This is a genomic window from Paenibacillus oralis, assembly GCF_003863965.1.
GTDB classification, from domain to species: domain Bacteria; phylum Bacillota; class Bacilli; order Paenibacillales; family Paenibacillaceae; genus Fontibacillus; species Fontibacillus oralis.
Window position 1 is genome coordinate 851,137 of record NZ_RRCN01000001.1, and the last position, 22,384, is coordinate 873,520.

At 53.0% G+C, this 22,384-nt stretch carries 14 protein-coding genes; 3 read left to right on the forward strand and 11 right to left on the reverse strand.

Annotation, left to right across the window (positions count from 1 at the left end; all coding sequences use genetic code 11):
* Window positions 1-5: 5 nt before the first annotated feature.
* The 8 genes from EHV15_RS04085 to EHV15_RS04120 form a co-directional block, all read right to left on the reverse strand.
* The gene (locus EHV15_RS04085; protein ID WP_128630114.1) at window positions 6-860 is read right to left on the reverse strand and encodes a carbohydrate ABC transporter permease; all 855 of its coding nucleotides are present in this window, start codon (window positions 858-860) and stop codon (window positions 6-8) included.
* The gene (locus EHV15_RS04090; RefSeq protein WP_128630115.1) at window positions 860-1,759 is read right to left on the reverse strand and encodes a carbohydrate ABC transporter permease; all 900 of its coding nucleotides are present in this window, start codon (window positions 1,757-1,759) and stop codon (window positions 860-862) included. Before EHV15_RS04090 ends, EHV15_RS04085 begins: the two co-directional genes overlap by 1 nt.
* Window positions 1,760-2,509: 750 nt before the next feature.
* A complete protein-coding gene (locus tag EHV15_RS04095) occupies window positions 2,510-5,044 on the reverse strand; it encodes a U32 family peptidase (protein ID WP_128630116.1) in 2,535 nt (844 codons plus the stop codon).
* Window positions 5,045-5,313: 269 nt separating this feature from the next.
* Window positions 5,314-5,976: a deoxynucleoside kinase gene (locus tag EHV15_RS04100; protein WP_128630117.1), complete on the reverse strand. Its 663-nt coding sequence runs from the start codon at window positions 5,974-5,976 to the stop codon at window positions 5,314-5,316.
* Between the two features lie 3 nt (window positions 5,977-5,979).
* The gene (locus tag EHV15_RS04105) at window positions 5,980-6,600 is read right to left on the reverse strand and encodes a deoxynucleoside kinase (protein ID WP_128630118.1); all 621 of its coding nucleotides are present in this window, start codon (window positions 6,598-6,600) and stop codon (window positions 5,980-5,982) included.
* A gap of 132 nt (window positions 6,601-6,732) precedes the next feature.
* Window positions 6,733-9,216, reverse strand: a complete 2,484-nt coding sequence (locus EHV15_RS04110) for a DUF5704 domain-containing protein (RefSeq protein WP_246061302.1) — start codon at window positions 9,214-9,216, stop codon at window positions 6,733-6,735.
* A 773-nt stretch (window positions 9,217-9,989) separates the two neighbouring features.
* Window positions 9,990-10,907: a copper amine oxidase N-terminal domain-containing protein gene (locus EHV15_RS04115; RefSeq protein ID WP_128630120.1), complete on the reverse strand. Its 918-nt coding sequence runs from the start codon at window positions 10,905-10,907 to the stop codon at window positions 9,990-9,992.
* Window positions 10,908-11,193: 286 nt separating this feature from the next.
* Window positions 11,194-11,403 carry a hypothetical protein gene (locus EHV15_RS04120; protein ID WP_036619413.1) on the reverse strand — a complete coding sequence of 70 codons (210 nt, stop codon included), beginning with the start codon at window positions 11,401-11,403 and terminating at the stop codon, window positions 11,194-11,196.
* 313 nt (window positions 11,404-11,716) lie between these two features.
* On the opposite strand from EHV15_RS04120, the gene EHV15_RS04125 reads away from it, so the two are divergent.
* Window positions 11,717-13,354 carry a nitrite/sulfite reductase gene (locus EHV15_RS04125; RefSeq protein ID WP_128630121.1) on the forward strand — a complete coding sequence of 546 codons (1,638 nt, stop codon included), beginning with the start codon at window positions 11,717-11,719 and terminating at the stop codon, window positions 13,352-13,354.
* 513 nt (window positions 13,355-13,867) lie between these two features.
* Here the strand turns inward: EHV15_RS04125 and uvrA are convergent.
* Window positions 13,868-16,747, reverse strand: coding sequence for an excinuclease ABC subunit UvrA (gene uvrA, locus EHV15_RS04130; protein ID WP_128630122.1), 2,880 nt, complete (start codon window positions 16,745-16,747; stop codon window positions 13,868-13,870).
* A gap of 311 nt (window positions 16,748-17,058) precedes the next feature.
* A complete protein-coding gene (uvrB, locus tag EHV15_RS04135; RefSeq protein WP_128630123.1) occupies window positions 17,059-19,053 on the reverse strand; it encodes an excinuclease ABC subunit UvrB in 1,995 nt (664 codons plus the stop codon).
* Window positions 19,054-19,320: 267 nt separating this feature from the next.
* Here uvrB and EHV15_RS04140 point away from each other — a divergent pair, with 267 nt between their 5' ends.
* Together EHV15_RS04140 and EHV15_RS04145 are read left to right on the forward strand one after the other, a co-directional pair.
* Entirely contained in the window at window positions 19,321-20,145 is an 825-nt protein-coding gene (locus EHV15_RS04140) for a flagellar motor protein (RefSeq protein WP_128630124.1), read from the forward strand.
* The gene (locus EHV15_RS04145) at window positions 20,142-21,065 is read left to right on the forward strand and encodes an OmpA/MotB family protein (RefSeq protein WP_128630125.1); all 924 of its coding nucleotides are present in this window, start codon (window positions 20,142-20,144) and stop codon (window positions 21,063-21,065) included. Before EHV15_RS04140 ends, EHV15_RS04145 begins: the two co-directional genes overlap by 4 nt.
* Window positions 21,066-21,825: 760 nt before the next feature.
* Here EHV15_RS04145 and EHV15_RS04150 read toward each other — a convergent pair.
* Window positions 21,826-22,323: a PTS sugar transporter subunit IIA gene (locus EHV15_RS04150; RefSeq protein ID WP_128630126.1), complete on the reverse strand. Its 498-nt coding sequence runs from the start codon at window positions 22,321-22,323 to the stop codon at window positions 21,826-21,828.
* Window positions 22,324-22,384: the final 61 nt, after the last annotated feature.

Below are 22,384 nucleotides of genomic sequence, written 5' to 3' on the forward strand. Positions count from 1 at the left end.
TCGTGTCAGCCCTTGATTCCGGTGCGGGCAATGCCTTCGACCACATGTTTCTGCATCACCAGATACAGCGCGATCATCGGCAGGATGATCATCGACGAGGCGGCCATCAGCAGCTCGTAGTTTTTGCCGGTATCGTAGACAAACGCGGTTAAGCCGACCGGCAAGGTGCGCATTTCCGCCGAGTTCGTGACGATTAGCGGCCACAGGAACGCGTTCCAGCTGCCGATCACTTTGATCAGCGCGCTGGTGATGATCACCGGCGTGGACAGCGGCACCATGATACGCCATAAATAACGGAAATCGCCGCTGCCGTCGATCCGGGCCGCCGCATACAATTCGTCCGGGATGCCGAGAAAATACTGCCGGAACAAAAAGATGGCAAACGCATTGGCCGTCCAGGGAACAATCAACGCTTCGTAGCGGTCGATCCAGCCGAGTTCGGTCAAGGTCACGAAATTCGGCGCCAGCAGGATTTCACCGGGAATCATCATGGTGGCGAGCAGCAGAAAAAACAGCAACTCCCGGCCGTAAAAGCGAAGCCGTGCGAAAGCAAAGGCAGCCAGGATCGACGTGATCAGTTCGCCAAGGGTGCTCAGCAGTGTCACGATGACGCTGTTAAGCAAATAACGGCCAAAGGGAGCCGCCTCCCAGGCAATCCGGTAATTGTCCCATTTCCAGCAGAACGGAATCCATTGCGGCGGCATCATCACCACTTCATCCGGCGTTTTGAGGGACGTCGTGATCATCCAGTAAAAGGGCAAAATCATCGTCAGACCGCCCACGATCAGCACCGCGTAGATCAACGCACGCCCCACCGCACGGATCGCCTCTTGTTGGAGAAAATGCGTTTTTGGGGCCATCAGTAATGCACCTTCTTTTTGCCGATATAAAATTGCAGCGCCGTAATGAGAGCTATGACGATAAACATCAAATAGGAAGCCGCGGCAGCCGTGCCAAAATCCCATTCGGCGTAAAACTTGCGAAATACGTAAAACACGATCGTCAGCGCGCTGTCGGACGGCCCCGCCTTCCCGCCTCCGCCGCCAAACAGGGCGTACACCTCGTCAAACACCTTAAACGATGAAATCGCCGAGACAACAGTGACAAAAAAAGTAGTCGGCGAGAGCAGCGGCAGAACGATGTGCCACAGCCTGCGCCCATAATTCGCCCCGTCGACGCTGGCGGCCTGCTCGTATTGCTTGTCGATCGTTTGCAGCCCCGCCAGAAAGATGATGATGTTGTAGCCGAGGCTTTTCCAGATGGACATCAGCACAAGCGCCGGGATCGAAAGCTGCGGCGTGTTCAGCCACGAAACGGGATCGATACCCAGCCAGCCAAGAAAGTAGTTGAGAATGCCGTAATCCCGGTGGTAAATCCACTGCCAAACGACGGCAACGGCCACCAGCGAAGTAACATACGGCAAAAAATAGACGGTCCGGAACAAGCCGCGAAACCGGATGTTGGCATTCAGCATCAGCGCGATCAGCAGGGAAAGCGCCACCGACACAGGTACGCCTCCGACAACGAACAGCAGCGTGTTGCGCATGGCCAGCCAAAAATCGGGATCATGCAGCACTGCAGCATAATTGCCCCATCCCGTGGCGTAAACGATATCCTTAAAATAGTCGTATTCCGTAAAAAAGCTGAGCTCCAGCGACTTGAACAGCGGATACACCGTAAATACCCCGATGACCGCAAAAGCGGGCAGCAAGTATAGCAGTGCTTTCAACGTGCTTTGTATAGTCGGCCGCCAATTCATCGCATCACAGCCCTCCCTCCTTAGAATCGCCGGTTCCTTCAGTGGACCAGCATTTCATCATAAGCGATCTGTATTATCCGAACGTCAATCCATTGTTAAATCTTGTTCAATACCAAAAAACACCTCCCGGAATTTGCCTTGGGCCTATAAAATTGGTTCCAAGGGTCAAATTCTTAGAGGTGCGATTCAGGCAGGCACTTTCGGAAGATACGGGCTTCTGGCCGGCGAAGGTAACTGGGGATGCTAGCCGCGTCTTCGGGAGACGCCTTCGGCTGAGGGCTTTCAGGTGCTGTTTCGGGCGGCGCTTCTGGGAGGGGCAGGTTTCTAGTCGGGGGCGGTAACCGGCCCCCCCACAGCCGAGCTTCCAGGCGGTGCGTCCGACTGCGGCTTCTGAGTGTTGTTTTCGGCCAGAGGTGGTGGTAACCGTGCTGGACTGAGCGATGGCGCGGCCCACAAATAAAGGACTTCTTAGGCGTTATTGGGGTGACTTCTTCTTTCACTGGAAAAATAGCGGTAAATTATGGCCTTACTTCTCCCGGCGCTCTGGATATCTGCCGTTTTTACCGCCTTCCCCCGCAAAATAACGCCAAAAAATTCCTCTATCCTACAAGGTGCCGGGGGACTAGCGAAAATAACGCCATTTTGTTCCGCTATTTTCTGTGATGCGATGATTTCTCTGCATGGAGAAAAATTCTGTGCATACAAAAAGGGAGCCTGAGCAGTTAGAACCACTGTAGACTCCCTTCGTATTTACTTCACAAGTTGTCCGCGGGTGACGCCGAGCTGGTTGGTGGCTTTGAGCGTTTTCCAGACTTGGGTTCCGCTGATTTCACCGCGCAGGGCACGGTTGTACAGGTCGATGACCTCGTGTACCTGCTCCGGCGTCTCCTCCAGGAATTCAACACGGTATCGCGGCACGCCAAGCTCGAGGAAATGGTTCAAATATTCCGCGCCGGACTGCTCGATCGCGTTGTACACCGTGTTGCGGCAGCCTTCGTCCACCCGGACCGGGTGGGACATGCCGATGCGGTCCTGCAGCGATGCCCGGTGTTGTTCGCACGGACGGCCGCAGTTGGTGTAGTCGGTGCCTTCGCTGAGGAAGGTGCAGTACACGCAGTGCTCGGTATGGAACATCGGCAGATGCTGATGAATGACGACTTCCATGTCGGCCGCCCTACTGACCCGCAGCAGGTCGACCATCTGCTGGATATTCAAATCATAGGACGGCGTAACGATGTCGCAGCCGGCTTCCAGGAACAACTCCACCGTTTTGTGGTTGGCGATGTTCAGCGAAAAATCGCCGATCAGCTGCGGATGCACGGCCGACGGATTCTCCATGCGGTGGCGCAGGTAATAGTACAGCGCTCCGGTGTTGCGCACCAGCACCGCGTCGGGCTGAAGGCGCAGGATGTTGTTGTGGTAGCCGTTTTCGCCCGGCATATGGATGCGCGGCGTCGCCAGCGCAATTTGCTTGCCGGCGGCATGAACGGCTTCAACCGCTGCCGGGAACTGCTTGATAAACTCGAAGTCGGCGTAAACAAACGAAACGCCGGCTTCGAGCGCAGCCTGCACCTGCGGCAGGCTGCGGCACAGCGCGGTGAGCTGCGCTTCACCGTGCTTTACGGGCGCGCGGCGTGGACTGCTGGCTGCAGCGACACGCTGCGACGGAGCGGCTGCAGGTCTGGAAGCCCGTGTCCACACGGGCGGCTTCGGCCGCTCGGCGGCGAGCAGCTCCACCGCGCGCCGGCGGATGCCGTTCAGCTCTCGAATCGGCAGGATGACGTCGCCATGCAGCTCCGCATCCAGCTTCTCGAGCTGAAACACCGTGCCGCCGAGACGCCCGAACTGCTCTTCGAGCAGCGCCGCGTCCATCGGCCGTTTTTGCGCCACCTCGAGCTCCAGCTCCGAGTCGACGCGAACCATCGTCCCCTTCTGCACATCCGTCCAGAAGGTCGTCAGCAGCCCGCCGGGATGCCCGACGGCGCGCACATGCACCGGAAACACGCGGTACGGCTTGTCCGTCTCAAACGTTTGGCGCAGCCGTTTATCGAGCGCCGGATCGCTCGTTTTCCAAATGCGGTCGCCGACATGCAGCCGTCGTAAATCCACGTCATTCCGGCCCGGCACGATGTCCACGATCCAGCCCTCGCCGGCCTCGCCCTCCTGCTTCACGCCTTTGCGGCGCAGGTCGTAAACGCGTCCGCCTTCCTCTTTTTTCGTCGGATCCCCGGCATCAAACACGATCCCGTCGCCGCGCTTAAGCGGTGCTTCCAGCTTGCAGACAACGCCGTCGCGCAGCACTTTTTCGACCCGGCCCAGGTACACGCCCCGGCTTTTCGGGAACGTTCCGTCGACCAGCTTTTTATTGTTCGTCCCTTCCAGGAACCCGTGCGTAAAGCCGCGCGAAAAGCTCTGCTGCAGCTCGCGGATCTCCTCCTTGGAAGGCCGCGCGCGCTCCCCATCAAAATACTGGTCGATCGCCTTGCGGTATTTGCTTACCACGTTCGCCACGTACTCCGGACTTTTCAGCCGCCCTTCGATTTTGAACGAAGTTACGCCTGCCTCGATCAGCTCCGGCATAATGTCGATCGCCGCCAAATCCTTCGGCGACAGCAGATACGCCACATCGCCCATCGGTTTCTTTTCCCCGTCGACCATGAGGTCGTACGGCAGCCGGCACGCCTGCGCGCATTCGCCGCGGTTGGCCGAACGCCCGCCCCACATTTCCGAGGTCAGGCACTGGCCGGAATACGACACGCACAGCGCCCCGTGCACAAACACCTCCATCGGCAGCTTCGCCTGCTCCCCGATCACCTTGATCTGCTTCAGGTTGTTTTCCCGTCCCAAAACGACCCGCTCCATGTTCCACGGCTTGACGAACTCCACCGCCTCCGGCGAAGTAATCGTCATCTGCGTCGATCCGTGAATCGGAAAATCCGGCGATATTTCGCGGATCAGCTTCACCAGCCCGAGGTCCTGCACAATCACCGCGTCCACGCCGCTGTTGATACACGCCTCCACCAGTTCCTGCGCCTCTTTCAGCTCATCCTCGAACACGAGAATGTTAAACGTCAAAAACCCTTTGACCCCATAGCTGTGCAAAAACGCCATGATTTCCGGCAGCTCGTCCATGCGAAAATTGTTCGCCCGCGCCCGGGCATTAAACTTCTCGACGCCAAAAAAAATCGCGTCCGCCCCGTTCGCCACCGCCGCCCGCATGCAGTCCCAGTCGCCCGCCGGCGCCAGCAGCTCCACATCCTGCCTTGTCAATCCTGACTTGCTCATGTATATCCTCCTAAAACCGGCTTAAGCCGGCACAAAGTCTTAAATCTATATTCATACCTAATAAAAGTTCAAAATTTAATCATCCGTCAACTTATATATTCTAGCAGACATTGCTGGCGTACTCTAGCTTTTCCATCCATTCACAAGGAAAAAACATGCTCAGCGATGCCGCGGGTCCGCAGCCGAAAAAAACCATACAGCCTGCCACGCCCGCCAGCTACAAAAAACCTCCGCTCCCGTAAATGGGATGCAGAGGTTTTGTACCCAGCTTATTTGCTTCGCCGCGCCCGCGAAGCTTGAATGATCTCCGCCGCCTGGCAGATGATCTCATCCAGTGAGGCCTCGTCCGTGGCGTCGTATTCGTCGATGTTCAGCCGCAGCACCGGGCAAGCGTTAAATTCCTCAATCCATTTGGCATATCGCTCATACATATGCTCCCAATAGGATACATCGGTCTGGATTTCCATTTCCCGGCCCCGCAGCCGGATACGGTTCAAAATCGAAGACAGCTCGCCTTCCAAATAGATCAGCACGTCCGGGTGCGGAAAATACGGCGTCATCACCATCGCCTCGAACAGGCTGCTGTACGTTTCGTAATCGGTTTTGGACATCGTCCCCTGGTCGGCATGCATTTTGGCAAAAATACCCGTATCCTCGTAAATCGAACGGTCCTGCACAAACCCGCCGCCCGCTTCGACAATCGCTTTTTGCTCCTTAAACCGTTCGGCCAAAAAATAAATTTGCAGATGAAAGCTCCATCTTTCAAAATCGTGATAGAACTTCTCCAGATAGGGGTTCTGATCGACCTTCTCCATCGAAGTGCGGAAACCGAGCCGGGCCGCCAAGGCGGCAGTCAGCGTGGACTTGCCGACGCCCACGGTGCCCGCGACCGTGATCAAAACGTCTTTGGGGATGTGAAAATCATGGCTCATCGTTTACATGCGCTCCTTTATCTCGGCAACGATTTGTTCAAAATGATCCGGATGCTCGACAAAATCCATCGCATTGCCGTCAACCGTGATGACAACCGTTTCAGGTTCATTCGCTTTTATGTGGGCCATGGCCGTCTCGTAATCCTCGATTAACTGCTCCAGATAACCGGGATCGATGTCCTGCTCAAAACTCCGGCCGCGTTTCGCGATTCTTTGCTGCAGGGTCGCCAGATCCGCTTGGATAAACACGATGAAGTTAGGCTTCGGCAAATCGTCGGTCAGCAGATGATAAATCTTCCGGTATTTGTCAAGCTGGGCCCCTTTCAACGTGCGCTGGGCAAAAATCAAATTTTTATAAATATGATAATCCGACACGACCGGCTCGCGCCGGGACACAAACTTAAGCGCCGTATCCTCCAGTTGCTTGTACCGGTTGCACAAAAAAAACATTTCCAGTTGAAAGCTCCAATCCCCGCTGTTCTGATAAAACTTGTCCAGGAACGGATTTTCCTCCACAATCTCCTTCAGGAGCGGAAAATCAAACCGCTTAGCGAGCATTGTCGCCAGCGTTGTTTTACCGGCCCCAATCGCGCCTTCCACTGCAATAAACGGACTTGGTTTCATAACTCTATGGTCCTCCCGCATCTCACTCGCTCGTTAATAGACTAGAACATTGTAGCATAGAACTTGCGAACCCGTGAGCAAAAAAGAACTCCTTCCCCAAAAACTAGAGAAAGGAGTCTTCCCAAACTTTTCTTAATGCGTAACCATAGAGCGGAAATCGCCCCGGCTCGATTGGTCCGCGTGGTAGAACACGACGTCCCCGTCCATCAGCGAAAAGGTCCGTCCGTACGGATCGGCCACGCTGCGCTTAAACCCTTCCATCCCGTACCACTGGTTCATCAGCGGGGCATCGATATATTGAAGGTGGGGCCTATCTGTGTTCCCCTCCCGCACCGTCTCGATGTTGAAGTTCACGGCAATGTACCCGTCCTTCAAAAAAATCGGCGACTTGTCCGTCAGCCCGCCGTGCGTCCGCCCGTACTCGGCCACATTCGTACCCGCTGCCACCGCGTACAGGTCGGCCGGCAGGCTGTACTCCCCGTACCATTTTTGCACCGCGGCATTGACCCGGGCCGGATCGACGCTGGACGGCAGATCCGTTTTTGGTCCGATCAACGTCCGGACGCCTTCCGGCAGCCGCAGCAGGCTGAAACTGCCCACGGCTGTCCGCTGCCTCGTCGTTTTGCGGATAAAGTTCTGCACGAACTGGCTTCGCCCGATCCCGGCCACCTGGCTGAACGAATAATAGTGATCGTATTTGTACAGCGCCGTATCGGTCAACACTTCAGTCGGCACGTTCCGCAGCCGCTCGTTCAGAATGACGTAACGCCGCACTTTGTCGGAAGGCGAGCCGATTTTGACGTAGCTTTTGCTGCCGGTATGGTAGTACAAATCGACGGGGGTCCTTGTCCCTTTTTTCGCATCGATAAAATAAAACGCCGGCGTAATCGCGATCTGATCCTGCGCCCCAAACATATTCCCTTTCGTTTTGAGATCAAATTTGAAATGGTAGCCCTTCTTGATCACGGCGTTGCTGTACAGCGGATGGCTGCCCGGGCGGATCGGCAGCGTGTACCGGCTCGTATTGCCGCGAACCGCCCCGTCAATCCCGTTCAAGCCCACCCAATAAGAAGCGCCGGTCGGTGTTCGCCCGCCTTTTTCGGTCCGGAACACGTTTTCCCAGTTATAGTCGGCTATATCCGTCACGTGAAAATCGTACACACGCCCGATCGCATCCACCGGCACGGTATCGTAAGCGATATGGTGCTTGAGATTAAGGTTGGCATTGGTCTGATCCGTGGCCCCGGACGGCGCATTGTGCGCTATCGTCCGAAACTCGACGTCGTAAAAACCCTCATCCACCCACACCGGCAAGAAAAACGCAAACGACTCCTCGCTTTTGTCCACTTCGATCCACGTATTCTTAGGATAAAAAGCCGATTTCGTTCCGTCGTACACGTCAAACGGGAAACGCACCTGCTTGCTGCCTATGTATTTGAGATAGTTCCGATTCCCATATCCGAGATAATTCGCATGCTGTCCGCTGTTTGGCATTTCCACGGTAAAAGGCCGATCGAGAATAATCGCGGAACGCCCCTGGGCTGGAGTCGTTTTTTGATTGTGGGCCCGGTCGTCCGAGACGCTGGGATAGATCACAACCGGCGTATGCACCGTCACCGAATTAATGCCATAGATCGGAAAAGACTGATCCGCCCCGCCGTTGATATTTCCGCTCATAAGCCCGTAATAAATCGTCCCGGTGCTGGGCTGATCGGCTTTGTTCGTTTTGCTGGTCGGAATCACGTTGCCCGGACTGTACAGCACGTTTTCACCGATTTGCGGCGCCACCGGAATCGTCCCCGGCCTTGGCCCATGCACCTCCGTTTGCGTGCCATCCATGATCGTGCTCCCGTTAAACGTCAACGCATCGTTTTTGACCTTCACATGTTCGACGGCATCCTCCGCGAAGGATTCCAGGTTTTCTCCGGATATGCTCGGTTTCGTCTTTCCGCCGCTTTTACTTCCGGGTGGAGCCTCCACCTTGCCGGGCGGACTGGGCGGCGTGTACCCGCCGGTTTGAGACCCCTTGTAGCTTGGCGGCGAATATCCGCTAGGCTGGATCCGTATCCCCCCGCCATCAAAAGCGTAATTCCAAAGCCCAGCCTCGTTGATCTTATAAACTTCCAGATTGTCGATCACCCAAAACGAATACTCCCGCTCAATGGTGTACGACCTCGTGAGGGTTTCCGTCGCCGTATGCGGATCAGGTTCGGTATGCGTTTTACCATTCTCATCCGTCACCTTTTTCCCCGGGTCCCACGTCAAGGTATACTCCCGGCTGACCGTTATTTTATATGAACAAGTTCCGCCCATTTCCACAAACTTGTTTTGTGTCAAATAACTTTTCGCCAGCACATTCCCATACAAGCTCTCCGAGGTCGGAATCCCGTCCAGCACGTCAAACTCCTCATCTCCACGTCTGTCCGCTTTGATCACCGCGCTGACCGTGGGATCATTAAGCGGCACATCGATCACGTTCCCGTTTGGGGAAGGCCCGGTACATTTGCCGGTTTGCGGCTCATCCTCCCGCTCGTAATAGAAGTAAACATAATATGTAGAGAAACCGCCATCATACCTAAATCCAGGTGGATCGCCTGTCGCATTGGGGCCACCCAAAGGTTCATCCACCGTACTTTTTCGATAACCTTTATATTTATAACTTGCTGATTCTGGAGTATGAGTATATGCATAATCTTGACCTACCACAAGTGTTTCCGTCCGGTCACTGAATTCCTCAACCCCATCTAATGACTTCCCGGTAGTAGTGAAATGTTTAATGATGGCTTGTCCTTCAATAGGCTCAAGTTCGATCGTAATAAGTGAGGGGAAATAATACCGATACCCTACTACATTCTCTCCAAGATCAGGGCGACCTTCTGAAGTAATTTCCGGCTCACTATTAGCAGTTAAATGACCATTAATAACTTTTACCGTAAATGTTGCTGTTGATGTTCCAATACCTCTTAAAGACCCTGAAACAATTTCAGACTGATAACTATCACTTACATTACCTACTCTCTGATCCCACCTTTCTTTTTGATACCGGGATTTATAATATAAGTCTAATGCATTCGGGCTTGTCATATTGGGATCAAATTTCTTTACGATAACACTCTTTATTTTGCGATCAGTAAAATCAAAAGAATAGTTGAAAGTAATATTCTTATATTGTCCTGGTTCTCCTTCAGATGTCCATGTAACCCCGTCTGAATATCTCCAAATCTCATAATAAAATAGGGCAACAAAATAAAATTTGTTGGGATCATTAGGGTCCTGTGTCGTTGGAAGTGTACCAGCAAAAACACGATATGGTAATGTTACTACCACGAACATTAAAATTAAGAGCACCACTCTTTGCAAAAAAGGTTTAAACCTCATTGACATCAATCCTATTTGAACGGATTTTTTAGCAATTCAATAGATTCTGTCCCAGACCAAAAGCCAATGTACTTCGCTTGACTAATATTAAAATCTTTGTAGTTCTTATCTTTGTGGATATCAGAATCTATTTGGCTTGTAGTTTGAAATGTCCAAGTCTGAGTCTTATCCGAATTCGTAATTTTTTCAATGGCACTTCGACCGCGAGGCTGGAAAGTGTTCGTTAAGTAATAAATATTCATTGGGAGCTTAGAATACCTTATTCTGATACCCTCCTTTGATCCCTGTTTTACCTTCCACACATCGTAAATAATAGTTTCACTTACAGAATCTTTAAATTTTAAAGGGAGATCTTCTTCTGAAAACACATGAACATCCTTTTTTCCATCTAAATAAATTGTTTTCGTTCCAAAAAACGTATTAAAATCATCTAGTGATTGTCCATCGATCCCCGCCTCCTCCGGCGTAGGAACTTCTTTTGACCCGATCCACACCCAATTTCCTACCTGATCCCAACTCACGTTTTCCCCCAGGTTTTCGCTAATAAATCGGAGCGGAACGTAGGTACGCCCTCTGACGGCTTTGACTGCGGCATCCATCGTTACATTTTTATCGTTAATAGCAGCAACTTTACTTCCCAAAGTCAGAACGATCATTTTTCCGTCTTTACTGTAAGTCACCGTTTTATCGGAAAACTTAATTTCCGCCCCCAACGCCTCGCCTATTCCTCGCAGCGGTACCTGAACGTGGCCATTTTCGGCATAGGGATCTCCGCCTTCAAATTTAACCTTACGCCCATCAATCAATACAGCAAGCTTCGGAGTACCAACAATAGGCTCAGAACGATCTGCATTTACACCAGTTCCACTTTGAAGAAAACTTAATCCAACTACACTACACAGAAAAATGGCAAGCAACTTCTTGTTCATCTCGCATCCTCTCCCAAACTTATTTTTCCATGATGTACTAATTCTCCCTCAACTTCTTTCCACCTCCTTAATTATCCCTTTCTGAAAAAATAACCCATTTATACATAAAAAAAAACACACCTCGATCATCGATATACGATATCAAGGTGTGCTTCACCTATTTCCATTATATTACACTTTGCGGATTCGTAAAGACTTTGCGCGAAAAAAAATTCAAAGGCATCACATTCCGCCCGGAATAAGATGCCCGTAAATTTCACTGCACGGAGGGTTATGTACCCGAAGCTTAACCGAACCAGCCTTTGATCATGATGGCGTCGGACACCAGAAACACGAGCAGGCTGATAATGCCAAAGGCGATGGCGAACAGATTTTTCTTCGGACGTTCTTTGAACAAGCGGACCACGCCGATCAAAATGATCACGGTGAACAAAATCATAAAAATATCGAATCCGTTAAACGTCGTTGTCGTTTCTCCCGCTGCGGCGAGCAACATCGCGAAACCTCCTCTTGAAATCCACGAAATGACATATCTTCTTCTATGTTATCTTCCCGCCCCGCCGGATGCAAGAGGAAAGACAAAAAATTGTCAAAAAAATAACGCCAAAGGTTCGATTTTTACCTCTTTTTGCACATTTATTCATTGACATCTCCATTATTACCTGAACTTTGCTTTTCCATAAGGAAGTCTTATGTCCAAAAGCCCTTGTATCGGTTTACGCTCCTTCATAACTATGGTACCATAATGTTACTTATATCATAGTTAATCTGTCGGAATTATAGATTTGATCATACAAGGAGGGTAACGCATGGCATATGAGCCGATTTGGACAAAAGAGCCGGAGAAATTAAACAAATTCGAATTCGTTAAACTGGAAAAAGACGGCCTGGACGTCATTCGCACCATCATCGAGGAATACGCAGTCCAAGGGTATGACTCCATCCCGGCGGACGACATGGACCGCTTCAAATGGGCCGGCGTATATCAGCAAAAACCGAAGGACGGCCATTTTATGATGCGCGTGCGGATCAACACCGGGATTATGAACACCAAGCAAGCCCGGGCGTTAGCCGAAATCGCCAAGCTGTACGGACGCGGGCTCGTGGATGTCACGACCCGTCAGGCGATTCAATTCCACTGGCTGCGCGTGGAGAATTTGCCGGATATTTTTAAGCGGCTGGATGAAGTCGGCCTTTATTCGTTTGAAGCCTGCGGCGACTGCCCGCGTACAATCGTCGGCAACCCGCTTGCCGGCATCGATAAGGATGAGCTGATCGACACGACGGACATCGTGGAAGAAGTGAATACCTTTTTCCTGCTGAACCGCGATTTTTCGAATCTGCCGCGTAAATACAAGATGTCCATCTCTTCCAACATTTATAACAACGCGCAGGCGGAGATCAACGATCTTTCCTTCGTCCCGGCCGTCAAAACGATCGATGGCGAAGAGGTAATCGGTTTTCACGCGATGGTTGGCGGCGGTCTTTCGGCCAAGCCGCATCTGGCGAAACCCTTGGACATTTTCGTGAGACCGGAGGACGTGCTGAAGGTGGCGGTCGGCGTGACGACGATTTTCCGGGATTACGGATATCGTGAGAAACGCCATCAAGCCCGCCTAAAATACCTGGTTGCCGATTGGGGGCCGGAAAAATTCAAAGACAAGCTGATCGAATTAATCGGTGACCTGCCTTCGCGCGGTGAAGACAAAACGGTGGGCTGGCAAGCCGCCTATTTCGACGGAGTACATCCGCAAAAGCAAGCGGGCTTGAACTACTTCGGCCTAAATGTTCCCGTCGGCCGTCTCAATGCGGATGAGCTGGTACAGCTCGCTGATGTGGCCGATCAATACGGTGACGGAAAAATCCGCACCACGATGTCCCAGAACATTTTGCTAAGCGGTATTCCGGACGATAAATTGGAGGAAGCGCTAAAAGCTCCCGTTCTGCAGCGGCTGACGCCGTTTCCGAAGCCTTTTATGAGCCGCACTGTCTCCTGCACGGGCAACGAGTTCTGCAATCTCGCGATTGTGGAAACGAAACGCCGCGCCGCCGAGGTCGCCGAATATTTGGACCAGAACATCGAACTGGACGAAAAAGTTCGCATCCACTTCATCGGCTGCCCGAACGCCTGCGGCCAGAAGCATATCGCCGACATCGGACTTCAAGGCTCTTTGGTAAAAACGCCAGAAGGCATGGTCGACGCGTTCGACATCGCCGTGGGCGGCACTTTAGGCGGCGGACCAAACGGATCGCAAGCGCAGTTTAACCAGGCTTTGAAAGGCCGCGTCAAAGGCGATCAAGTGGCTCAGGTGCTGGAACAGCTCCTGCTGTTCTATAAAGAGCAGCGCACCGCCGGAGAATCTTTCCACAGCTTTGTGCTCCGGGTTGGCGCTCCCGCCTTCCAAGAGAAGCTCAGCAGCATTTTAGCGGCCGGGGTTGCCTCGTAAAAGAACGTGATACCGGATATTGCATCGCAAAGGGCTGGTGATTGATGCCAGCCCCTTCCTCATTTACTAGGCCAGCAGTGAATAAGTGCAAAACTTACAATTACTTTCGGAAATTTGGCTGAATCCTTTGTTTTAATTGCATAACCTGCATTTAAAACAGAGCTTAGTTGCGGCCAACCTCTATACCCTATATTTAATTGCACTTTTTACAACTGTTGCTCTCATCCGACTCAAACATGCCATCCCAAATGCAGGAAATGCAATTAATTCCGTCCTAACACTATATTTGTCGCCACACAAACTCCATCTTCCTCTTACCAAAAAGTCCACACCCCCGTCATATGGAACCCTACTTTAATCGGACAAAAAAACAGCCTGCCCGCAATCACAAGGGACCGCCGCAGACTGTCTTAAACACTTTTTCTACAACTTTTTCTACAACTTCTTCTATACTTCTTCCTGCAATTCTTTACGCATTACTCTGCATTACTGCATTACGTCCTGCGGATAGTTTTAACCCACTTCGCGGCTTTCCACTTCCAGCTTTTCAAGCTCCTTGGTGCGTTCCGCGTCGCGCTCGAGAACCGGGGCCAAGTAACGGCCGGTGTAGGAGTTTTCCACTTTCACGACCTCTTCCGGCGTGCCGGTGGCGATGATCGTACCGCCGCCGCTGCCTCCTTCCGGACCGAGGTCGATGAGGTAATCGGCCGTTTTGATCACGTCCAGATTATGCTCGATGACCAGCACCGTGTCGCCGGAATCGACGAGACGATGCAGCACCTTGAGCAGCCGGTCGATATCGTCGACATGCAGCCCGGTGGTCGGTTCGTCCAGGATATAGATCGTCTTGCCGGTGCTGCGGCGATACAGCTCCGAAGCCAGCTTCACGCGCTGGGCCTCCCCGCCGGACAACGTCGTCGCCGGCTGTCCCAGGTTGATGTAGCCCAGCCCGACGTCAAGCAGCGTTTGCAGCTTGCGGTGGATTTTCGGGATGTTTTGGAAAAATTCCGTCGCATCCTCCACCGTCATCTCCAGCACATCGGCAATGCTTTTATTCTTATATTTCACTTCCAGCGTCTCGCGGTTGTAGCGTTTGCCTTTGCACACCTCGCAAGGCACATACACATCCGGCAGGAAGTGCATTTCAATTTTGATAATACCGTCGCCACGGCAGGCCTCACAGCGGCCGCCTTTGATGTTGAAGCTGAAGCGCCCTTTCTTGTAGCCGCGCACCTTCGCTTCGTTCGTCTGCGAGTACAGATCGCGGATGTCGTCGAATACGCCGGTATACGTGGCCGGGTTCGAACGCGGTGTCCGCCCGATCGGCGACTGGTCGATGTCCACGACCTTATCGACGTGCTCAAGCCCTTTGATTTCCTTGTATTGGCCGGGCCGGACTCTCGCCTTGTTCAAATCGCGGGCCAGCGTTTTTTTCAAGATTTCGTTCACCAGGGTCGATTTCCCCGAACCGGATACCCCGGTCACAGCCGTAAACACGCCGATCGGGAATTTGACGTTGATGTTCTTCAGGTTGTTCTCCTTTGCTCCCTTGATCTCCAGCCAGCGTCCGTCCGGTTTGCGCCGCTGCAAAGGCACCGGAATGAACTTTTTGCCGCTCAAGTATTGGCCGGTCAGGGAACGCGGGTCGTTCATAACTTCCTTCGGCGTTCCTTGCGAGATCACCTCGCCGCCGTGAATCCCCGCCCCCGGTCCGATATCGATGATGTAATCGGCGGCCAGCATCGTGTCTTCGTCATGCTCGACAACGATCAGCGTGTTGCCGATGTCGCGCATATGCGCCAGCGTGGAGATCAGCCGGTCGTTATCCCGCTGGTGCAGGCCGATGCTCGGCTCGTCCAGGATATACAGCACGCCCATCAGGCTCGAACCGATTTGCGTCGCCAGCCGGATGCGCTGCGCTTCCCCGCCGGACAACGTCCCCGCCGCCCGGCTGAGCGTCAGGTAATCGAGCCCGACGTTTACGAGAAAACCAAGCCGGTTGTTGATTTCCTTCAGGATCAGGTGGGCGATTTGCTTTTCTTTTTCGCTAAGCTCCAGCCCGCTGAAAAACTCCATCGCTTCGCCGATCGACAGCGAGGTCACATAAGCCATATTTTGCTCGTTGACCGTGACGGCGAGGGTTTCTTTCTTCAATCGATGGCCTTTGCAGTTGCCGCAAGGTTTGCTGCCCATAAATTCTTCGATAAACTCGCGGATGCCTTCCGAGGCGGTTTCCCGGTAACGGCGCTCCAGGTTCGGGATGATCCCTTCAAACGTCACGTAAGCGTCCTTGCTCATCCCGAAATCGTTTTGATAACGGAAGCGGATTTTCGTGTCGCCCGTTCCGTACAGCAGCTTATCCATTTGATCCTTCGTCAGTTCGGACACCGGCACATCCTGCGGAATGTCGTAATGTTCGCAAACGGAATTCAAAAACTGCGGATAGTAATTCGATGTGCCTCCGGCCCACGCTTCAAACGCGCCGTCCTCAATCGTCTTCGACGGATCGGGGATGAGCAGATCGGGGTCGATGATCATTTTGACGCCAAGCCCGTCGCATTCCGGACAAGCGCCAAACGGGCTGTTGAACGAAAACATCCGCGGCGACAGCTCTTCGATACTGAATCCGCAAATCGGGCACGCAAAATTGGAGCTGAACCGCAGCTCCTCTTGGCCGACGATGTCGACCAGAATTTGGCCACCGGACATTTTCAGCGCCGTTTCGATCGAGTCGGCCAACCGGCTGCGGACATCCTCCTTCACCACGATCCGGTCGACGATAACTTCGATGGAGTGTTTTTTGTTTTTTTCCAGTTCGATGGTTTCCGACAAATCGCGCTGCTCGCCGTCAACCCGCACCCGAACAAAGCCTTGTTTGGCGATTTCGCTGAACAAGCTTTTATGCTCGCCTTTTTTCCCGGAAATAACGGGGGCTAAAATTTGCAATCTTGTGCGTTCGGGATATTGCATAATGCGGTCGACCATTTGCTCGACCGTCTGGGACGTAATCTCGATGCCGTGCTCCGGACAGTGCGGATGCCCAACCCGGGCGAACAGCAGGCGGAGATAATCGTATATTTCGGTCACCGTTCCGACGGTGGAACGGGGGTTGCGGCTCGTCGTCTTCTGGTCGATGGAAATCGCCGGAGACAAGCCCTCGATCGAGTCCACGTCCGGTTTCTCCATCTGGCCCAAAAATTGCCGGGCATACGCGGACAGCGACTCGACGTAACGGCGCTGCCCCTCGGCATAAATCGTATCGAAGGCGAGCGAGGATTTGCCCGAACCGCTTAAGCCCGTTAACACCACGAACTTGTCGCGCGGAATCGTGATGTTGATATTTTTCAAATTGTGCGCTCTGGCGCCTTTGATGACTATATTCTCACTAGCCACGCTTTCATCTCCCTTTAAAGGTAGTTCAAAAATCATCTTTTGATCACGATGCTAATTTCTAAGATGATGATTCGGCGTCGAATCTTGAATTCAGCCGGGCCAAGCATATGCTTCCGAAGCATGTTTCCTACGGAAACATTTCAGTTGCTCACGTACCCAAAACGTACATCCGCAAAGCATACACTTCAGTGCCAAAAAGCCGAATTTTTAAACATCTATATTAAAACTGAGGCAGTTCAAAAGTCCGGCTTTCCGGATTTTTGAACTGCTGACTCAAGCTGCTTTTTGCTTTAACCCCAATCCGTTGCCGCTTACTCCGCCTTAAGCTCCATAATCGCGTCGCGCAGCTCGGCGGCCCGCTCGAACTGGAGGTTTTTCGCCGCTTCTTTCATTTCGGCTTCCAAGCGGCGGATCATCGCTTCGCGGTCGCGTTTGGACATCTTCACCTTGGCGGCATCGGCCAGATATTCGCTCTTGCTTTCGGCTACCTTAGTCGCTTCGATGACATCGCGCACCTTCTTGCGGACCGTCTGCGGCGTAATGCCATGCTTCTCGTTGTAAGCGATCTGAATGGTGCGCCGCCGTTCGGTTTCCTTGATCGCCTGGTCCATCGATTCCGTGATGCTGTCCGCATACATCAGCACCCGGCCATCCGCGTTCCGGGCCGCCCGCCCGATCGTCTGGATCAAGGAGCGCTCCGACCGCAGGAAACCTTCCTTGTCGGCGTCCAGGATCGCCACCAGCGACACCTCCGGCAAATCCAGCCCTTCGCGCAAGAGGTTGATGCCGATCAGCACATGGAACGTGCCAAGCCGCAGGTCGCGCAAAATACTCATCCGCTCTAACGTTTTGATATCGGAATGAAGATACCTTACCTTGATGCCGATTTCTTTTAAATAGTCGGTCAAATCCTCGGACATTTTCTTGGTTAAAGTCGTCACGAGTACGCGCTCGTCTTTATCGATGCGGTCGCGGATTTCGCCGATCAGGTCATCGATCTGCCCCTTCGTCGGCCGCACCTCGATCACCGGATCGAGCAGGCCCGTCGGCCGGATGATCTGCTGCACCATCGTATTGCAATGCTCCAGCTCGTAAGGCCCCGGCGTCGCGGATACGTAAATCAGTTGCTTCGCCTTGGCATCGAACTCCTCGAACCTGAGCGGCCGGTTATCCAGCGCTGAAGGCAGACGGAAGCCGTGCTCCACCAGCACCGTTTTGCGCGCCTGGTCACCGTTGTACATCGCCCGGATTTGCGGCAGCGTCTGGTGGGATTCGTCGATCACGATCAGGAAGTCGTCGGGAAAATAATCCAGCAGCGTATAAGGGGTAGCCCCCCGCTCGCGGAACGTCAGCGGCCCGGAATAGTTTTCGATCCCGGAGCAGAAGCCAACTTCCTTCATCATCTCAATGTCGTAACGCGTCCGCTGCTCCAGCCGCTGAGCCTCCAGCAGCTTTCCTTTCGAGCGAAGCTCCTCCAGCCGCTCCTCCAACTCACGCTCGATGTTGACGAGCGCGATCCGCATCGTCTCCTCCTGCGTAACGAAGTGGGATGCCGGGAAAATCGCCACATGCTCGCGCTCGCCGACCAATTCGCCGGTCAGCACGTCGATTTCCGTAATCCGTTCGATTTCATCGCCGAAAAATTCCACCCGAATGGCGTGCTCCCCTTTGGAAGCCGGGAAAATCTCTAGCACGTCCCCGCGCACCCGGAACGTACCGCGCACGAAATTGATGTCGTTCCGCTGGTACTGGATATCCACGAGCCGGCTCAAAATCTGGTTGCGCGGTTTCTCCATCCCCACCCGCAGCGACAGCACCAAATTGCGGTATTCCATCGGCGAACCGAGGCCGTAGATGCACGACACGCTCGCCACAATAATGACGTCCCGCCGTTCAAACAGCGAGCTCGTCGCGGAGTGGCGCAGTTTATCGATCTCTTCGTTGATGCTGGAATCTTTCTCGATATAGGTATCGGAGGAAGGAATATAGGCTTCCGGTTGATAGTAGTCGTAATAGCTGACGAAATAGTCCACCGAGTTGTTGGGGAAAAATTCTTTAAACTCACTGGCCAGTTGCGCCGCCAGCGTCTTGTTGTGGGCGATGATCAGCGTCGGTCTGCCAATCTGCGCAATCGTATTGGCGATCGTAAACGTCTTGCCCGTTCCGGTTGCGCCAAGCAGCGTTTGATGCCTTTTCCCGGCACGTACGCCTTCAACAAGCTGTTTCACCGCTTCCGGCTGATCCCCTTGCGGAGTGAACTCGGAGACGAGCTCGAATTTATTATCGCTAAATACAATTTCACTCATTGTCCAACATCACCCTATCGTCTAAAATGAAATACTAGAGGAGGATCCGACAAGTTACTCCATAATTCTACCTAGTCTTACCTATATATAAATGAGACCAATTTCCTAATCGTGTTCGTTTGTTAAACAGGATCGGTCATGATTCCGATGAATAAACTATACACCTTCCTTAATTTACAAAATAGGAATGCGTGTTCCCATGTATTATACCTTTTTCATCTTATAGATGCAAACGGTAAGTCGAAGAATAGGAGTTGTACACACTCGATGGATATCGCAACGTTACTTGGCATCATTCTCGGTCTGGTCGCCCTGGTCGGCGGTTTTTTGTGGGAAGGCGGGGAGCTTGTTGGGCTCATGCAGATCACTTCCGCCCTTATCGTGTTTGGAGGTACGATCGCCGCGGTGCTGATCAGCTTTCCGGTCTCCAAGCTGCGTACGGTGCCGAAGGGGCTGGCGCTCGCGTTCTCCTCACGGACCCAGGACTCGGGCGAACTGATCGAAGACATCGTCGGCATGTCCATGGTCGCCCGGCGCGAAGGGGTGCTTGCCCTGGAAAAAAGAGCGGCGGACTACCCGAATCCTTTTTTGCGCGAAGGGATTCAGCTTGTCGTGGACGGGACCGAACGGAGCATGGTCCAGCAAATTATGAACCTCGAAATCGACGCTTTGGAAAAAAAATATGAAAGCTACGCCAAAGTTTTCGAAGCGGCCGGCGGCTACGCGCCGACGATGGGCATCATCGGCACGGTAATGGGCCTGATCCACGTGCTCGGCAGCCTGAGCGAACCGACGGCGCTGGGGCCGTCGATCGCGCTCGCTTTTACCGCCACTTTGTACGGGGTAGCCAGCGCGAACTTGATTTTCCTCCCGATCGCCTCCAAAATCAAAGCGCGCAGCGAAGAGGAAGTCGACCGGATGGAGATGATGATCGAGGGCATTTTGTCGATTCAAAACGGGGACCATCCGCTGCTGGTGCGCCGCAAGCTGGAGTCGTATGTAGCCGACGCCCGGACACCGGGTCAGGGGACGGGAGCCGAGCTTGGCCCGAATACACGGTTCAACGTGGATTCCCGGGAGAATGAAATATGATTAGTCCGGGATCGCCAAGCGGTAATCACAAGCCTGAGGTTCCGGGTCATGGGAGGCAGCGGCGGCAGCGCCGCGCGGTACAGCAAGATGCCAAGGACCGTTGGATGATTACATACGCGGATCTGATCACGCTGCTGCTTATTTTTTTCGTGATCATGTACGCAATGAGCCGGCTCGATGTGGAAAAATACGAAGTCGTCACCCAGTCCCTGCAAATGACGTTCAGCAATGGGAACTCTATCCTGGATAAAGGTGCCGGCGTTACCGGTTCGCTCAACAGCTACAACGCCAAAACTCCCTCCTCCACCGTCCAGAATGGTAAAGGAAGCGGCAGTGCGGGCCAGAACGGCAGCAGCGGGAACGGCGGCAGCGGGAACGGCGGCCAGCAGGCGTCCGCTCAAGCGGGCTCCGGCCAGGCTCCGCTCACCGAACGCGAGCTGGCGTTCCGCAAGCAGGAGGAAGAACTGAGCAACCTGATGCAGTTGATCGAGGCGTACATTAAGGAGAACAGTCTGGAGGAGCAAATTCATGTGGCCGATTTGCCGAAAGGCATCTCGATCACGCTTAGCGATCACTTCCTGTTCGACACCGGCAAAGCGGATTTGAAAAACGGTTCGGCCAAAACGCTGTCCAAGCTCGCCAGCCTGTTCGGGCAGCTCGACACCGTCATCAGCATTGAAGGCCATACGGACAGCCAGCCGATCGGCCGGTCGTCCAAATTCAAGGACAACTGGGAGCTGTCGGGCGCGCGCGCGTTGTCGGTGCTCCGCTTTTTTGTCGACAAGGAGCAGCTCGATCCGCAGCATTTCCAATACGCCGGTTACGCCGACACCCGTCCGGCCGCCGACAACGACACTGCCGCAGGCCGCCAAAAAAACCGCCGCGTGGAAATCACCGTGCTGCGGCAACTGCAGCAGTGACTGAGGGGCTTCCGGCGCAAAGACCGCCGAAGGAATTCACTTCGGCGGTCTTCTGATGTGCCAAAACTAAGCTCTGCCGGAAATAGAGACAATTTATGTCTTTATTTTGAGGTCTCCTCCTTCCAGCGCAAATATAGGGGAAATTTTTTCCGTTATTTGGGGACTAGGTTTGGAAAAAGCCTCCGTTTGCCCCCATCTTTCTATAAATAGAGGTAAAAAGTTCCTCTATTTTTGCTGCACTCCCTTTTTTCACGAAAATAAGCCCCTTTTTTATCGTTATTCCCATAACCTCCATAAAAACGCAAGAAAACCAACTTAAAAGCAGGTCGAGCATGGCTTTACAGCGCTGGAACGCGGGGCTTGAAGCCGCTATTCGGGAACTTGAACGTACTGAAACTTTGCGTGGAAGGAAACTACAGATCACTCCCACCACACTGCGATACAAGGAAAAGGGGAAATCCCACGAAATGCAAAAGTGCAGGCGATTTTTGTCGAAACTCCTCTAAACCGGTGGTTCAAATGTAAAAGTGCAGTTCATTTCCGGCCACAAGCTGCTTTTTTATCGGATAGCCTCAAAAGAGATGCACTTTTGCATTTCAATCGCTCTATAGTGACAATTTACGGAATATAGAATGCACTTTTGCAGTTGATCCCATCGGGCCATCCTTCTTCCCATGACAATTCTAAATTTTAAAAACACACGCCGTTCCGATGCCCCCCTGTTCCTGGGTTGCTATAATCGAATCGGCGTAGTCAAAAATCAAGCCAGTTTAATGGTGAGTACGGGATCTATACCGACGGCCGCTTCTCCTTCATGTGCGTGAACTTCAAGCACGGCATCAATTCCTTCAGGAACGATGAGCGGCGTTATAACCGGAAAGCCGGCTTCAACAATCCGGGCGATATCAAACTCCAACAGCAATTGTCCCGCCTTGATCCGGTCTCCGGTCTCTACCCGGGGCGTGAAGCCCTCCCCTTTTAGCGAAACGGTATCGACGCCGATGTGAATCAGGAGTTGAGCGCCGGATTCATGTTCAAGGATCACGGCGTGTTTGGATTTGATCAGTTGCGCGACAACTCCATCAAACGGAGCATACACTTTTCCTTCGGCCGGCTCAATCGCAACTCCCTCGCCCATCATCCGCTCGGCAAATGCCGGGTCGGGCACACGATCAAGCGGTACAGCCAGCCCGTTGACCGGCGCGGTTATTACCAAATCCCCAGCTTGTTTTTTGCTTTTTTTGGTCCAAGGCAACATAGTCCCCATCCTCCATTTTTATAAAATCAAAAATAAAAAAGCCCAAAACGAAATAAAGAGG

What these genes read in the sequence shown, in the direction of transcription:
- EHV15_RS04120 (WP_036619413.1), bottom strand. Translation starts at nt 11,403, where the DNA reads ATGTTGCTCGCCGCAGCGGGAGAAACGACAACGACGTTTAACGGATTC.
- EHV15_RS04145 (WP_128630125.1), top strand. Translation starts at nt 20,142, where the DNA reads ATGATTAGTCCGGGATCGCCAAGCGGTAATCACAAGCCTGAGGTTCCG.
- EHV15_RS04150 (WP_128630126.1), bottom strand. Translation starts at nt 22,323, where the DNA reads ATGTTGCCTTGGACCAAAAAAAGCAAAAAACAAGCTGGGGATTTGGTA.
- uvrB (WP_128630123.1), bottom strand. Translation starts at nt 19,053, where the DNA reads ATGAGTGAAATTGTATTTAGCGATAATAAATTCGAGCTCGTCTCCGAG.
- EHV15_RS04140 (WP_128630124.1), top strand. Translation starts at nt 19,321, where the DNA reads ATGGATATCGCAACGTTACTTGGCATCATTCTCGGTCTGGTCGCCCTG.
- EHV15_RS04115 (WP_128630120.1), bottom strand. Translation starts at nt 10,907, where the DNA reads ATGAACAAGAAGTTGCTTGCCATTTTTCTGTGTAGTGTAGTTGGATTA.
- EHV15_RS04105 (WP_128630118.1), bottom strand. Translation starts at nt 6,600, where the DNA reads ATGAAACCAAGTCCGTTTATTGCAGTGGAAGGCGCGATTGGGGCCGGT.
- EHV15_RS04125 (WP_128630121.1), top strand. Translation starts at nt 11,717, where the DNA reads ATGGCATATGAGCCGATTTGGACAAAAGAGCCGGAGAAATTAAACAAA.
- EHV15_RS04100 (WP_128630117.1), bottom strand. Translation starts at nt 5,976, where the DNA reads ATGAGCCATGATTTTCACATCCCCAAAGACGTTTTGATCACGGTCGCG.
- EHV15_RS04095 (WP_128630116.1), bottom strand. Translation starts at nt 5,044, where the DNA reads ATGAGCAAGTCAGGATTGACAAGGCAGGATGTGGAGCTGCTGGCGCCG.
- EHV15_RS04085 (WP_128630114.1), bottom strand. Translation starts at nt 860, where the DNA reads ATGGCCCCAAAAACGCATTTTCTCCAACAAGAGGCGATCCGTGCGGTG.
- EHV15_RS04090 (WP_128630115.1), bottom strand. Translation starts at nt 1,759, where the DNA reads ATGAATTGGCGGCCGACTATACAAAGCACGTTGAAAGCACTGCTATAC.